Genomic DNA, 14404 nt, shown 5'->3' on the forward strand with positions numbered 1-14404 from the left:
CCCGAACAGCACGCCGCCGACTCGGCGGCCGGCGTCGGTCGGGGTCGGGCAGTGCACGCGGGATCCGGGACGAGAGCCACGCGGACCGGGATCGGGCGAGCGCCGGTCGCCGGCGGCCGGCCGGTGACGACCAAGGCCCGGGCGACGGTCAGGAGTGTGGGGCCTCCATGGCCGGGCGCAGGCGCGCGAGCAGGGTGAACAGGGTCAGGCGCTCGTCGGGGGTGAGGGCGTCGAGTGCGGCGCGCGTGGTCTTCATCTCGCTGCGGATGCGCCGGATCGTGGCGTGGCCCTCGTCGGTGGCCACCACGTTCTTGACCCGGCGGTCCTGGGGGTCGGGCTCGCGGCGGACCAGGCCGCGCGATTCGAGCCGGTCCACGATGCCGGTGACGTTCGAGGCGTCGCACACCAGGCGGTCGGCGAGTCCGCGCATCGGCAGCGGGCGGCGGAGCAGGGAGAGCGTCTTGGCCTGCACCGAGGTGAGGCCGTGCCGGCTGACCACGGCGGCGAAGTCGTGGAAGTACGCCGTCCCCACGGCGGCCATGGCGTCCATGATCTCGGCCGTGCTCGGGGCGGTGGGATCGACGTCGCCTGCCGTGGTGTCGGAGGTGGGGGCGTCGGTGTCCGCGGTGCTGCTCATGGATCCAAGTTAACGCAAAAAGGTTGAGGACTTCAACCTTTGAACTTGACGTAGCAATTTCCGAGTGTCTACGGTCGGATCCGTCGTATTACTTGAAGTCTTCAACCATCGATGCCGGCAAGCTTCACCTCGCCGCCGGAAGCCGCCCGAAGCCGGCCGAAGCCGCCCGAAGCCGGCCGAAGCCGGCCGAGCCGGCCGAAGTCTCCGTCCCGAGCCCCGCTCGAAGTCCCCTCCCAGGAAGAGCACCCCGTGAGCCCCACCCCGCCCGGCAAGGGCATCGGCAGCGGGACCGGCCCTGATTCCGGCCCCGGTTCCGCCACCGCCTCCGCCTCCGCCGACAAGCGACGATCCGGTGCCCCGCTGATCCTCGCCCTGGGTCTGGCCGCCATGGTCGTCGCGATGGCGCAGACCCAGGTCATCCCGATCCTCGGGCTGCTCCAGCAGGAGCTGGGCACCACACCCGCCGGCGTCGGCTGGGTGACCACCGCGACGCTGCTGTCCGCTGCGGTGTTCACCCCGCTGCTCGGCCGCTTCGGCGACCAGCACGGCAAGAAGCCGACGCTGATCGGCGTACTGATCGTGATGATCGCCGGCTCCGTGCTGGCGGCGGTCACGTCCTCGCTGCCGCTGCTGATCCTGGGCCGGGTGCTCCAGGGCGCGGCGACCGCGATCTTCCCGCTCGCGCTGTCGATCATTCGCGAGGAACTCCCGGTGGAGAAGCTGCCCGGTGCGATGTCGCTGATCAGCGGCACGCTCGCGTTCGGCAGCGGGCTCTCGCTGGTGGCCACCGGACTGCTCACCCGCGGCGACGACCCGAACTACCACCTGGTCTTCTGGTTCTCCGCGCTCCTGTCCGCCGTCGCCCTGCTCGCGGTGATCCTGCGGGTGCCGGCCAGTCGCACCAAGGCGGGCGGCCGGATCGACCTGCTCGGCGCGGCCACCCTCGGCCTGTTCCTGGTGCTGCTGCTCCTGGGCATCTCGCAGGGCCACGAATGGGGCTGGGCATCCGGCCGGACCATCGGCGCCTTCGTCGGGGCCGTGCTGATGGCCGGCGTGTGGGTCCAGGTCGAGCGCCGGGTCACCGACCCGCTGGTGGACCTGCGGATGTTCGTACACCGCCCGGTCCTGCTGACCAACCTGGCCGGCCTGTTCGTCGGCTTCGCCGCGTTCAGCCAGTTCATCGGCATCTCCTACCTGGTCCAGATGCCGGAGCGGCCGGCCGGCTACGGATTCACCGCGTCCGTGTTGCGGGCCTCGGTCGAATACCTGCTCCCGGGCGCGCTGATCTCGCTGCTCGCGGCCCCGCTGGGCGGTCTCCTGGTGGGCAGGATCGGTGCCCGGGTGACCCTGGCGATCGGCTCGGTGGTGGGTATCGTCGGCTTCGGGTGGCTCGCCTTCGGCCACGGCGCGTCCGCGTCGGTGATCCTCGCGGGCATGCTCACCGGCATCGCGATCTCCTTCGGATACGCGGCGATGCCCGCGTTGATCGTGGCCAACGTGCCGCACCACCAGACCGGCATCGCCAACGGCATCAACTCCATCTCGCGCAGCGTCGGCAGCTCGATCGCCAGCGCCGTGATCACCTCGCTGCTCGCGTCCGAGTCGGTCCCGGGCCTGCCTGCCGGCGTCCCGCCGATCCCGGCGGAGAGCCGGTTCACGCTGAGCTTCGTGATCGCCGGCGTGATGCTGCTCCTGGTCGTCGGGGTGGCGTTGCCGGGCCTGAAGCGGGTATCCGCCAGGGCCGAACCCGTGGCCGTCCCGGTACCGCAGGACCGGCAGTCCGTGGACGCCTGACGGACGAACCGCCGCACGCCGACGGACAGGCCGTCACCGGGACGGACGGACGAGCCGCCACCCGGATGGACGGACAGCCACACGGACAGACGAACCGCCGCACCGACGCCCCGCCTCCCGACCCACTCCCACCGTCGAGAAAGGCCACCTCCGATGACCCCCACCACCAGCCGCGAATGGCACATCCTGGCCCGTCCCAAGGGCTGGCCGAAGGAGGAGGACTTCGCCCTGCGCGAGGTCGAGATCCCGGAACTCGCCGACGGGCAGATGCTGATCCGCAACCTGTTCCTGTCGGTCGACCCCGCGATGCGCGGCCGGATGAACGACGTCAAGTCGTACACCCCGCCGTTCGAGCTGAACAAGCCCATGGAGGGTGGTGCGGTCGGCCGGGTCGTCGCATCCCGGGCGGCCGGCTTCGAGGTCGGCGACGCGGTGCAGCACTGGCTCGGCTGGCGCGAGTACTCGGTGGTCGACGGCAAGGGGGCGGGCGCGCTCAAGGTCGACCCCGACCTCGCGCCGCTGTCCGCCTACCTGGGCGTCCTGGGCATGCCGGGCATGACCGCGTGGGCGGGCCTGCTCGACGTCGCCTCGTTCCGGCCCGGCGACGCGGTGTTCGTCTCCGGCGCGGCCGGCGCGGTGGGCAGCCAGGTCGGCCAGATCGCCCGGCTCAAAGGCGCCTCGCGTGTGGTCGGCAGCGCCGGTTCGGCGGACAAGGTCGCGCTGCTCGTGGACGAGTACGGCTTCGACGCGGCGTTCAACTACAAGGACGGCCCGGTCGCCGAGCAACTCGGCAAGGCCGCGCCCGACGGCATCGACGTGTACTTCGACAACGTCGGCGGCGAGCACCTGGAGGCCGCGATCGGCGCGCTGCACACGCACGGGCGGGTCGCGATGTGCGGCGCGATCGCGCAGTACAACGCCACCGAGCCGACCCCCGCGCCGCGCAACCTGGCGCTGTCGATCGGGAAGCGGCTGCGGCTCCAGGGCTTCATCGTGATCGACCACTTCGGCAGGCGCGACGAGTTCCTCGCCGAGGTCGGCGGTTGGCTGCGCGAGGGCAGGCTCAAGTACCGCGAGACGGTGGTCGAGGGGATCGAGAACAACCTCGACGCGCTCCTGGGCATGTTGCGCGGGGAGAACACCGGGAAGATGGTCGTCGCCCTGCCGGAGTGATGCCGTGGGCGGATCCGGACCTGCCGAGGGGCCGCGCGTGAGGGTGGACGCGCGGCCCCTCGGGGCCTTTCCGGGGTGGCAACCCGGGACGCCGGGGCGGCAGTTCCGGTCAGCCGAGGAACAGATAGTCGGCCTGGTAGGGCACCTCGGCGGTGGGCCGGCTCGCCGGGTCGCACGTGCCGGCCGGCGCCACGCCGCCCTGTGTGTTCAGCCGCAACACCTGGGTGGTCGCAAAGAGCAGCCCCGGCTTGCCGGTCCGGGTCGCGTTCAGCACCAACTCGGGGATGTTGCCGTCACCGTTGGGCAGCCTGGTTGCCACCGCACCGGTCACCGCGCTGCCGTCCGGAGCGATCCACTGTGGCGGTCCGGCCGTCGGGTTCACGAAGCTGTGCTTGAGGTCGCCCTGAAGCTTGGCGGCCACGTCGAGCTGGGTGAACGCGCTGATGCCGTCCTTGGTCGTGCACCGGTAGATCTGCTTGCCGGCAACCACCGACAGGTTCAGCGCCGGCGACTTCGGGATCACCTTCCGGTCCAGTTGCCCGCGCACCGCGCCGCCCGGGAACTCGGCCGTGTGCAGGTTGGTGTAGTAGTTCGCGGGCGTCGCGTCGATCCGCTCGACCACGGCCGGGTCGATCCCCTCCACGGTGCCCGCCAGGCCGGTGACCGACTGCGGCAACCCGCCCCTCGCGTCGAACAGCGGAGCGACCACGTCGCCGTTGCTGCCGGCCGCCGCCTTGTGCAGGTGGCCCAGCGTGGGTGGGGCCACGCCGGTCCAACTGAACGACCAATCGAGGCAGTTGCCCCACGGGCGCACCGAGGTGTCGGCGCGGCCGTTCGGGTCGCCGGTCTTCTTGCCCTCGGCGTTCCGCACCTCCTGCTTGCCCGTCGCCTCGGCGGGCAGTGTGCCGTTCTTGAGCACGCTGTTCACGTCGACCGGACGGGCGAGCCCGACCAACTGCCCGCGGATCGCGCCGCCGGGGAACTCGCCGGTGTGCACGTTGAAGTACAGGCTCGCCGGGTCGGCCTTGATCTTCTCCAGCAGCGCGGCGTCGGTGACCTTGACGCTCCCGGTGACCGCGTTCGCGGTACCGGGCAGCACCGATGCGAAGAACGACACCTTCACCTCGCCGTTCCCGCCCTTGCCGCCCAGGTGCAGGTGAGCCGCGGTCGGCGCGCCGATGCCCTCCCAGCGGATCCCGAAGGTCACCTGGTCGCCCTTGATCCGGACCAGCGCGGTGCCCTTGCCGTCCTGATCGCCGACCGCCGCATTACCGCCGGGGACCTCGTTCGCGCCGGACAGGCCCGCGGCGAAGAAGGTCTCCTCGCCGGTCGCGGGTTCGGCCGCGCCGGTGGTGGTGCGGTCGGAGGCGGGGACCGCGCCGCCGTGCTCGGTGCCGTGCTCCGAGCCGTGTTCGCCGCCGGGCGAGCCGGGGTCGTTGGCGCCCCTGGCCACGTTGACCGAATCGGTCTTCGTGGTACCGGACTTGGTATCCGAGGACGAGCAACCGGTGACGGATAGCGCGAGACCGGCGGCGAGGGCGATGGTGGGCAGCGTGTACCTGCGTGCGGACATGACGTATCTCCCCGAGGACATGGGTCGGTGAATTCGCGTGCCTGGAAGGGCCGGGCCTCGTCCGCGTCGATGGCGCGGGGGCGCGCGGGCCGGTGGTGGTGCGGTGGCGTGGTGCCGTGGGTTACCGGCGGTGTGGCTCGGCAACTCGGCCGTGCCGCCCGGGGGTCGACCGGGATGGCGAGGCCGGGACGGCGTCTCGATCGACGTGCCCCACGGTCGGGTCGGCATCGACGGCGCGAGCGGGCCGTCGGTGCTCGGGTCGATCAGTTGCCGTAACCGCCGCTGCCGGTCGAGGGCTTGTCGGTCTGCGGCGCCGTGCTCGCCGCGGCGCCGGCCTTCTTGCCGTCGGGGGTCACCGCGAACCAAGTGCCGTTCACACCCTGGCCCTTGGTGTCACCGGGCTTGGCGTCGGCCGCGAACCGGTAGACCGGCCAGCCGCCGATGGTGACCTGGGTGCTGCCGTCGCCGCGGGTGACGCTGCCGACCGCGGACTGCTCGATGCCGTTGACCGTCACACCGCCGGTGGTGGTGACCGCGGGCCACTTCACGAGGCAGTCGCCGTCGCAGTTCGACTTGGCCGGCTTGGCGGTGTCCTTGTCGAAGCGGTACAGAGTGAAGCCGGCGTCGTCGGTGACGATCGCACCGAGCTTGGCGTCGGTGCCCGCCTTCAACACGGCCTTGCCCGCCGTGCCGTTCGCGCTCTGGCCGGGTGCGGCGGGTGTGCCGGGCGTGGTCTGCGCGGGCCGGGACTGCTGCGTGGTGGTGTCGGCGGCCTTGTCGTCGTCCTTCGAGTCGCCGCCACAGGCGGACAGACCCAGGCCGAGTGCGCCGGCGACGGCGACGGCGACGATGCTGCGGGTGCTGAAAACAGGCATGGTGAACCCCCGGGAGATGATCGATGGTTTTGACGAACGGCGGTACGGGAGACGGGTTTCGGGTTCCGTTCCCGAGTCGGCCGGCGCTGGTGCCGGTCGCTGCGCGAGCCTCGTTGCGCGTCGACATCCAGCAGTACGGGGGAGGGGTCGAAGAGGGTTCAACGTCGCCGAAAGTTTTTTTCGAGGATTGCCGACCGAACCCGAACCGGCCCCGGCGAAAACCTTCGCCGGGGCCGGAACGTGCAGGTGGGCGGCCTACCAGGCGGCCGGTGCGTAGTCCTTGAGGAAGCAGCCGTACAGGTCCTCGCCGGCCTCGCCGCGCACGATCGGGTCGTACACCCGCGCGGCGCCGTCGACCAGGTCGAGCGGCGCGTGGAAGCCCTCGTCGGCGAGCCGCATCTTCTGCGGGTGCGGGCGCTCGTCGGTGATCCAGCCGGTGTCCACGGCCGTCATCAGGATGCCGTCGGAGAGCATCTCCTCGGCGCTGGTGCGGGTCAGCATGTTCAGCGCGGCCTTGGCCATGTTGGTGTGCGGGTGGCCCGGGCCCTTGTAGCCGCGGCTGAACTGGCCCTCCATCGCGGACACGTTGACCACGTACTTGCGGCGGGCCTTGGCCGCGGCCATCGCCGGGCGCAGCCGGCTGACCAGGACGAACGGCGCGGTCACGTTGCACAGTTGCACTTCGAGCAGTTCTACCGGGTCCACCTCGTGCACCCGCTGCGTCCAGCTGTTCACCGGGTCCAGGTCGGGCACCAGGCCGCCCGCGTCGATCGCGGTGCCGGTCTCGATCCGGGCCGGCGAGGCCGAGCCGCTGGTCAGCGCGAGCGCGGTGAGCGCCTGCGGGGTCAGCGCTTGGTCCTCCGAGCGGGACTGGCCGGGCAGCAACACGTGGCCACTGCCGCCGATGTGGCCGAACGAGACCATCTCCGGCAACTCGCCGGCCGGCAGCGGCGCGGCCTCGGCGGCGGCCAACGCGGCGTACGCCTGCGGGGTCCGGCGGACCGTCTGGGCGGCGTTGTTGATCAGGATGTCCAACGGACCGGCCTCGGCCACCGAGTCGGCCAGGGCGACCACCTGGGCCGGGTCGCGCAGGTCTATCCCGGCGATCTTGAGCCGGTGCAGCCAGTCCGCGCTGTCCGGCATCGCGGCGAATCGGCGGATCGCGTCGTTGGGAAAGCGGGTGGTGATCGTGGTGTGCGCGCCGTCGCGGAGCAGCCGCAGCGCGATGTACATGCCGATCTTGGCCCGGCCGCCGGTGAGCAGGGCGCGGCGGCCGGTCAGGTCGGTGCGCTGGTCGCGGCGGGCCCGGTTCTCGGCGGCGCACTCGGGACACAGCTGGTGGTAGAAGGCGTCCACCTCGCGGTAGCGCTTCTTGCAGATGTAGCAGGCCCGGGCGCGTTCGAGCACGCCGGCGATCTCGGTCGTGGTGACCGTGGTCAGGGCGATGCCCAGCGTCTCGTCGTCGATCCGCCCCGGCGCGCCCGTCGCGGTGGCGGCGGTGACCGCCTCGTCGTTGGCGATCACCCGGTCCCGGCGCTCCTTGCGCCGCCGCTCCTTGACGCTCTTGTAGATGGCGGCGGTGGCCCGCCGGATCCGCACCGCGTCCGGGTGCTCGACGTCCAGGTCCTCGACCTCGGCGAGCACGCTCAGGCACAGCTCCATACGCGCGGGGTCGATCCCCTCCGCCACGCTCGTGTCCGCCTGAATCTCGCTACTCGCTGTCATCGCCGTTGCCGTTTCCTGTGTTCGCCGCCACCACAAAACCCCGGCGAAACTCTACGTCGTGCCGGGACCTGGACCAATTCCCGCGCCCGCGGGCCCGGGTGGGCCGGCGTTCGGGCACTTGCGCGTCACGCACCGCCACGGCGCCGGTGCGGGCGGCGCGCGCCACGGCCCGCCGGCCCCGCGGTGCCGGGGCGTCGGCGCGGCCCCCTCGACCGCGCGGGTCGCGCCCCCGGACCCCCCGTGCGGCCCGGGGGCGCGACGTTCTCCGGCGTGGCTCAGGTGCGGGACCAGCCGTAGGTGCGCTCGACGGTGACGCGGATGACGACGCGGTGCTCCGCGGCCATCACGGCGCGGTACTCGGTCCAGTCCGGGTGCTCGCCGACGATCCGGCGGTAGACCTCGACCAGTTCGTCGGCCGTCGGATCGTCGGGGGAGCGGCATTCGGCGCCGATCTCGGCGAGGCCTTCGGCGACCAGGTAGCCGGCGTAGTCGGGAGCGGTGACCAGGAAGCTCGCGCGCGGGTCGCGGGCCAGGTTGCGGGTCTTGGCCCGGTCCGCGGTGGCCGAGATGCGGATCAACCGGCGGTCCGGCTCCCAGAGGTAGGAGACCGGGGAGAGCTGGGGGCGGCCGTCCCGCTTGAGGGTGGTGAGGACCCCGCGTCGGTCGGTGCCGAGGAGTTCCGTGTCCATGGGTGCGGGCTCGCCTTCGTTACGGGCCTCAGCGTCAGCCGGGGCAGGAACCAGTGGGCCAGTGGCCCGATGGAGAGGGTGAACACGACCGTGCCGATGCCGACCGTCCCGCCCAGCAGCACACCCGCCAGCAGGACGCTCGCCTCGATCACGGTGCGGCCCACCCGGATCGAGTGACCGCGGGCGGCCCACCCGGTCATCAGCCCGTCGCGCGGGCCCGGGCCCAGGCCGGCGCCGATGTACAACCCGGTGGCGAGCGCGGTCACCACGACACCGGCGACCAGCAGGACCGCCCGCACCGGCAGGTTCTCCGGCGCCGGCAGCAGCCCCAGCAGCGCGTCCACCACCAGACCGACCACCACGACGTTGGCGATCGTGCCGATCCCGGGTCGTTGCCGCAGCGGGATCCACAACAGCAGCACCAGGACGGCGGTGCCGATCACGATCCGCCCGAACGGCAGCCCGGTGCGCTCCGCGACGCCTTCGTGCAGCACGTTCCAGGCGTCCAGGCCCAGCCGTGCCCGCACCATCAGCGCGATGCCGACGCCGAACAGGGTCAGGCCGAGAAACAGCCGGACCAACCGATTCGGCAGGCGATCGAGTGTGCGCACGGAGCATCCGGCCTTCCTGGGCACACCGTCGGCGCCGACGTCACGGACATCGCGGACGTCGAGTCGGCGGAAGTAGTTGATGTGTCATGTAGATCGTCCGGGCAAGTACATGACATGTCAAGTAGCTGCTAGATTGGCAGCCATGGCCCGTATCGAGGAGACGCCCTGGCTCGACCCGGGGCAGCAGCGCGCGTGGCGGGGATATCGCCGATTGCGGCTGCTCGTGGACACCCGGGTGGCTCGTGATCTGGCCGTCGACTCGGGTCTGTCCGATCCCGACTACGACGTGCTGTCCGAACTCTCCGAGGCGGCCGGACATCGGCGCAGGCTGGGCGAGTTGGCCGAGCGCATGTTGTGGTCGCAGAGCCGGATGTCGCACCACGTCAAGCGCATGCAGCAGCGCGGCCTGGTCCGCCGCGAGGAGTGCGCGCGGGACGGGCGCGGCGCCGAGGTCGTGCTGACCGCCGAGGGGCTGCGGGTGATCGAGGAGGCCGCGCCGCGGCACGTCGCCTCGGTCCGACGGAACCTGATCGACCTGCTCAGCGCGGAGCAGATCGCGATGCTGGAGCAGATCGCGGACACCGTGGTCGAGCGCATCGAATCCCGCACCTGACCCGCGGCCCGGACGCCCGCGGGCACCCGGGACGCCCACCCGCCGCCCGCATGGGCGCGAGCCGCCCGCGACCGAGGGCGTGGGCGGCTCGCGGGAGACGGCCTCCGCCCGGGAATGCCTCGGCGGTGACCGTGCTGCCGCGCGACCCGACCTCCCCGGCGCGGGCGACGCCCGTCAGGCGCCCTGCGCGTAGCCCTTGGCGACGTGTTCGAGCCACCACTGCGGCGCGGCGTTCATCAGCGTGCCGAAGTCCCAGTAGTCGTGCCAGCGCACGATCTTCCCGTCCCGGAACTCGTGGATCGAGACGAACGGCAGGACCACCTGCTCGCCGCTCTCCCAGTGCCACTCCTCCGCGTGTTCGGTGACCACCAGATCGCCTTCCGCGACGGTGCTCCTGTGGTGATGGATGTAGCCGGTGAGCATCTCCAGGCCCAGCCGCAACCGGGCCTCGACGGCGGCCGGCCCGGTCGCGCCGGGCCCGGGCGCGGCGACGTCCGTGTAGTGGCCGTCGTCGGCGAAAAAGGCCGCGACCTTGGCGAAGTCGCGGGCGTACAGGTCCTGCCAGAACTGCTCGATCAGCCGCTTGTTCGCGGTCGCGTCACTCATGGCGCGCACCCTACGCACGGGCGCCGAAACTAAACAGAGGCAAGCTTCTCGGCGGCAGACTTCTCGGCGCGGGGTCAGCTCCGGTCGAGCAGCAGCGCGGTGAGCAGCGGCGCGTCCGGCCAGGCCGGACACAGATCGCCGAGCACCCGGTAACCCCACCGCTCGTAGAGCGCGAGGACCCTCGGGTGGGTCGGATCCACCAGCAGGGTCACCCGCTGCTCGGTCCGGGCCGCCAGCAGCGTGTCGTGAATGGTGCGGGCCGCGCCCGATCCGCGCCACGGTTCGCGGACCATCAGCTCGTTGAGCGCGAACGTGCGCCGACCGTCCTCCTCGATGTCCACCGCGGGTACCGGATCGGTCAGTCCGATCCACCAGCGCGCACCGGCCTGGAGCGTGTAGCCGAACGCGTAGCCGACCGGGACGTCCCGGCTCCAGCCCACGACACACTCGAAGCCCGGCGCGGCGGCGTAGCCGGCCAACCGCTCCGCGAAGCTGTGCACCGAGTGGAAGGGGCGGTCCAGATCGGCCGCGTACACCTCCGCGTAGACGTCGAGCAGCACCTGCCGGATCTCGTCGAGGTCGCCGCCTCGGTGATGGGTCCGCTCGATCTCGGTAGCCACGTTTCCTCCAGGTAGAGGTCATCGGCCCCCGGGCGGATCTTCCCCCGCCCCGCGCACGCCCACGCTCCGACGCCCTGATGAACCGTCAACGACCTTGCCCAGTACGGAAATACTCGACGCGGACCGGGTTCGCATGATCCCCTGCCGGTATGGCTGACCCCCTCCACGAACGCGACCTCGCCCGGCCCGCCCTCGACCTGGTGGCCAGGGCCGCCGGGCCCTATCTGGAGGCGCTTCCCGAGCTGCCGGTCCGGGATGCGGCCGCCGACGTGCTCTTCGACCGGCTGGGTGGACCGCTGCCCGAGCGCGGCGACGGCACGCTGGCCGGCGTCGAGGAACTGCTCGACATCGGCACCCGCGCCGCGATGCAGTCCTCGGGGCCCCGGTTCTTCCACTTCGTCGTCGGCGGCGCCACGCCCGCCGCCCAGGCCGGCGACTGGATCACCGCACTGCTGGACCAGGCGGGCGGGCTGTGGGCCGCGTCGCCGCTCGCGACCGAGGCCGAGACGGTGGTGCTCGGCTGGCTCAAGGACCTGTTCGGGCTGCCCGACGCGTACGGCGGCGTGCTCACCCCGAGCGCCACCCTCGCCAATCTCACCGCGCTCACCTGCGCGCGCCACTGGTGGGCCGGGCAGCACGGCGTCGACGTGAGCGCCGACGGGCTCGCCGGACTGCCGACCATGCCGGTGCTGGCGAGCGGATACGTGCATCCCAGCAACCGCAAGGCCTTGCAGATCCTGGGCTGCGGGCGGGACACGCTGCGGGTGTGCGCGCGTGATGCCGCGGGCCGGGTGGACATCGACGCGATGGAGCGAGCGCTGATCGAGATCGACGGACCCGCGGTGCTGATCGCCACCGCGGGCGAAGTCGACACCGGCGACTTCGACCCGATCGACGCGCTCGCCGATCTGGCCCGGCGCTACGGCGCGTGGCTGCACGTGGACGGCGCGTTCGGCCTGTTCGCCGGCGTCTCGCCACGGCTGCGCCACCTGGTCCGCGGCGTCGAGCGGGCGCACTCGGTGGCCTCCGACGGGCACAAGTGGCTCAATGTGCCGTACGAGAGCGGCTTCGCCTTCGTGCGCGACGCCGAGCTGATGGGCAGGGCGTTCGGCGCGTGGAACGCCCCGTACCTGCCCGGCGCCGGCGACACGCACCTCAACTACGCCGCACTCGGGCCGGAATCCTCGCGCCGGGCCCGGGCGTTGCCGATCTGGGCCACGCTGCGCGCGTACGGCAGGTCCGGATACCGGGCGATGATCGAGCGGCACCACGACCTGGCGACCCACCTCGGCACGCTGGTCGAGCAGGCCCCGGATCTGGAACTGCTGGCTCCGGTCCGGCTGTGCGTGGTGTGCCTGCGCTACCGCCCGGACGCGGCGCTCGGCGAGGCCGAACTCGACGAGCTGAACCGCCGGCTCGGCGCCGAACTCAACGAGGACGGTCGGGTGTACGCCGGCACCACCGTGTACGAGGGCCGGGTCGCGCTGCGACCAGCGATCGTGAACTGGCGAACCACCGCGGCGGACGTCGAACTGTTCGCGCACGTGGTCCGGGAGATCGGTGCGCGGGTGACGGCGGACCTGCGTGCGGGTGTGCCGGCGCGTGCCGAGGAGCCGGAGTCGAGCGGCGACGCAGGCGCCCTCGAATAACTTTGCGACCGCACCGCGTGAACCAAGACTTCCGGGGCAGACGTCCGGGCGGAGGTGGTTCAAGATGATTCCGCTGCTTGTAGTGCTTTTGCTCGCTTTGATCCTGTTCGGTGCAGGATTCGCCCTCAAGGCTCTCTGGTGGATCGCCATCATCGTATTGGTGCTGTGGGCCCTCGGGTTCGTCTTCCGCAGCGCCGGCGCGGGTGGTCGTCGCGGGCGTTGGTACCGCTGGTAGCCGACGCGTCGCCGAACCACCGGAGACGGGGCCCGTCCAGGTGACGGGCCCCGTCGCCGCGCCCGGAATCGGTCGATGCGTCTCGTGCCCGATCGGGCACGACGTGCCGTCGAAACGATTTTGCGCAGGGGTCTGGACGGCGGAACGGTAGGAGTACTTTGGGGAGACCGAGGGCACCTCGTATGCCGTCATCCATGGCGGCGTCGTCTGCGGCGATCCGGACATCCGCGCACCAGACCGACCAGAGGATTCGAACCCATGTACTCACAGCACTCGATCGCGGGACACCGCCGAAGCGCTCGACCGGAGACCACGGTCGAGATGACCTACGGCCTGGCCTGCACGATGTGCGGCCGCGACCTGCGGGCCACGGCGGAGCGACCCGCGCACGACGCGGTGCCGGTCGGACACGTGGAGGGGCGGCAGACCTTCGCGTGCCGAGGGGTGTGTGCCCGGTTCGCGAGCGGTTCGGCGGACGGGATCGCCGAGGAACCGGTGCCCCTGGACGAGCGGGTGGCGGCCTTCCCGGCCGAGTGAGGTCCGCGAGGCCGACCCGGCGATCGCCCGATCCCGTGCGGCGAATCGGCGATCGGTCGACCCGATGCATCGAAACACGGCATCGGGGGACCTTTCCGATATGCCGGACCGCATCGCCACGACAGTCGAGGGACGCTCGCTGACGCTCACCCACCTGGACAAGGTGTGGTGGCCCCAGACCGGATACACCAAGGGCCAGGCGCTGGACTACTACGCCCGGCTCGCCCCGGTCCTGCTCCCGCACGTCACCGGACGCCCGGCCACGTTCATCCGCTTTCCGCACGGCGTGGACGGCGGCGGCCGCTTCTACAACAAGAACGTGCCGGCGGGCGCGCCCGACTGGGTGCGCACGATCGAGGTGATCGGCCGGGACGAGAACAGGCGGCACGTCGACGTCGACTCGCTGCCCACCCTGATGTGGGTGGCCAATCTGTCCGCGATCGAGCTCCACGTGCCGCAGTGGGGTGTCGACCCGGACGGCCACGACCGGCTCGTGCTCGATCTGGACCCCGGGCCCGGCGCGGGTCTGCCCGAGTGCCGCCGGGTCGCGCTGCTGGCCCGCGACCTGCTCGCGGCGGACGGGCTGACCTGCGTGGTCAAGACCTCGGGCAGCAAGGGGCTGCACCTGTACGCGGCCCTGGAACCGACACCGGAGGCGGCGGTCGGCGCGTACGCCAAGGCGCTCGCGGTGCGCCTGGAGCGGGAGCATCCCGAACTGGTCGTGCATCGGATGGCCAAGAACCTGCGCACGAACCACGTGTTCGTGGACTGGAGTCAGAACGCGAGCGCGAAGACCACCGCCGCGCCGTACACGCTGCGCGCGCAGCCCGAACCGACCGTGTCCACGCCGGTGTCCTGGGCCGAGATCGAGTCGGACGCGGACCTGGTGTTCGGCCCGGCGCAGGTGCTGGAGCGGGTGGAGCGGGACGGCGACGGATTCGCGCCGCTGCTCGCCGCGGAGACGACCGGCCGGCTGCCGTAGGCGTCACCGGGCGCAGGGTTCGCGGCGGAGGGGCGTCCGCGGGCACCCACGGGGCTTCTCCGGGGCTTCCACCGGGCAAGCGGCG

General features: G+C 71.8%; 15 protein-coding genes. 7 read left to right on the top strand and 8 right to left on the bottom strand.

Translation table 11 applies throughout. From position 1 onward, the window contains the following. Positions 1 to 148 precede the first annotated feature (148 nt). Complete coding sequence (locus ACFZBU_RS34590) at positions 149 to 637, bottom strand: MarR family winged helix-turn-helix transcriptional regulator (protein ID WP_391587676.1); 489 nt, start codon at positions 635 to 637, stop codon at positions 149 to 151. A 249-nt stretch (positions 638 to 886) separates the two neighbouring features. Here ACFZBU_RS34590 and ACFZBU_RS34595 point away from each other — a divergent pair, with 249 nt between their 5' ends. Together ACFZBU_RS34595 and ACFZBU_RS34600 are read left to right on the top strand one after the other, a co-directional pair. After that, complete coding sequence (locus ACFZBU_RS34595; protein ID WP_391587677.1) at positions 887 to 2431, top strand: MFS transporter; 1545 nt, start codon at positions 887 to 889, stop codon at positions 2429 to 2431. Between the two features lie 153 nt (positions 2432 to 2584). Continuing rightward, complete coding sequence (locus ACFZBU_RS34600) at positions 2585 to 3604, top strand: NADP-dependent oxidoreductase (protein WP_391587678.1); 1020 nt, start codon at positions 2585 to 2587, stop codon at positions 3602 to 3604. 109 nt (positions 3605 to 3713) lie between these two features. Here the strand turns inward: ACFZBU_RS34600 and ACFZBU_RS34605 are convergent, their stop codons facing one another. The 5 genes from ACFZBU_RS34605 to ACFZBU_RS34625 all read right to left on the bottom strand — a co-directional run bounded on the left by ACFZBU_RS34605 (position 3714) and on the right by ACFZBU_RS34625 (position 9077). Further along, positions 3714 to 5177 carry a CHRD domain-containing protein gene (locus ACFZBU_RS34605; protein WP_391587679.1) on the bottom strand — a complete coding sequence of 488 codons (1464 nt, stop codon included), beginning with the start codon at positions 5175 to 5177 and terminating at the stop codon, positions 3714 to 3716. Between the two features lie 263 nt (positions 5178 to 5440). Beyond that, positions 5441 to 6052: a hypothetical protein gene (locus ACFZBU_RS34610; RefSeq protein ID WP_391587680.1), complete on the bottom strand. Its 612-nt coding sequence runs from the start codon at positions 6050 to 6052 to the stop codon at positions 5441 to 5443. Between the two features lie 255 nt (positions 6053 to 6307). Next, on the bottom strand, positions 6308 to 7777 hold the full coding sequence (locus ACFZBU_RS34615) for an SDR family NAD(P)-dependent oxidoreductase (protein WP_391587681.1): 1470 nt from the start codon (positions 7775 to 7777) through the stop codon (positions 6308 to 6310). A gap of 275 nt (positions 7778 to 8052) precedes the next feature. Next, on the bottom strand, positions 8053 to 8466 hold the full coding sequence (locus tag ACFZBU_RS34620; protein ID WP_391587682.1) for a PPOX class F420-dependent oxidoreductase: 414 nt from the start codon (positions 8464 to 8466) through the stop codon (positions 8053 to 8055). After that, complete coding sequence (locus ACFZBU_RS34625; RefSeq protein ID WP_391587683.1) at positions 8352 to 9077, bottom strand: YitT family protein; 726 nt, start codon at positions 9075 to 9077, stop codon at positions 8352 to 8354. The genes ACFZBU_RS34620 and ACFZBU_RS34625 overlap by 115 nt, the downstream gene beginning before the upstream one ends. 142 nt (positions 9078 to 9219) lie before the next feature. Here ACFZBU_RS34625 and ACFZBU_RS34630 point away from each other — a divergent pair, with 142 nt between their 5' ends. Then, positions 9220 to 9690, top strand: a complete 471-nt coding sequence (locus ACFZBU_RS34630; RefSeq protein WP_391587684.1) for a MarR family winged helix-turn-helix transcriptional regulator — start codon at positions 9220 to 9222, stop codon at positions 9688 to 9690. 174 nt (positions 9691 to 9864) lie between these two features. Here the strand turns inward: ACFZBU_RS34630 and ACFZBU_RS34635 are convergent, their stop codons facing one another. Together ACFZBU_RS34635 and ACFZBU_RS34640 are read right to left on the bottom strand one after the other, a co-directional pair. Further along, entirely contained in the window at positions 9865 to 10296 is a 432-nt protein-coding gene (locus ACFZBU_RS34635) for a nuclear transport factor 2 family protein (RefSeq protein ID WP_391587685.1), read from the bottom strand. Positions 10297 to 10370: 74 nt separating this feature from the next. Continuing rightward, positions 10371 to 10916, bottom strand: coding sequence for a GNAT family N-acetyltransferase (locus tag ACFZBU_RS34640; RefSeq protein WP_391587686.1), 546 nt, complete (start codon positions 10914 to 10916; stop codon positions 10371 to 10373). A gap of 149 nt (positions 10917 to 11065) precedes the next feature. Between ACFZBU_RS34640 and ACFZBU_RS34645 the strand changes: the two genes are divergently transcribed. The 4 genes from ACFZBU_RS34645 (at position 11066) to ligD (ending at position 14319) form a co-directional block, all read left to right on the top strand. Beyond that, entirely contained in the window at positions 11066 to 12565 is a 1500-nt protein-coding gene (locus ACFZBU_RS34645; protein ID WP_391587687.1) for a pyridoxal phosphate-dependent decarboxylase family protein, read from the top strand. 64 nt (positions 12566 to 12629) lie between these two features. Continuing rightward, the gene (locus ACFZBU_RS34650) at positions 12630 to 12800 is read left to right on the top strand and encodes a DUF5670 family protein (RefSeq protein ID WP_391587688.1); all 171 of its coding nucleotides are present in this window, start codon (positions 12630 to 12632) and stop codon (positions 12798 to 12800) included. 258 nt (positions 12801 to 13058) lie between these two features. Then, complete coding sequence (locus ACFZBU_RS34655) at positions 13059 to 13337, top strand: hypothetical protein (RefSeq protein ID WP_391587689.1); 279 nt, start codon at positions 13059 to 13061, stop codon at positions 13335 to 13337. A 100-nt stretch (positions 13338 to 13437) separates the two neighbouring features. After that, positions 13438 to 14319 (top strand): non-homologous end-joining DNA ligase, encoded by an 882-nt coding sequence (gene ligD / locus ACFZBU_RS34660; RefSeq protein ID WP_391587690.1) that lies wholly within the window; start codon positions 13438 to 13440, stop codon positions 14317 to 14319. Positions 14320 to 14404 lie beyond the last annotated feature (85 nt).

The organism is Embleya sp. NPDC008237 (assembly GCF_042956465.1).
In the GTDB taxonomy this organism is placed as follows: domain Bacteria; phylum Actinomycetota; class Actinomycetes; order Streptomycetales; family Streptomycetaceae; genus Embleya.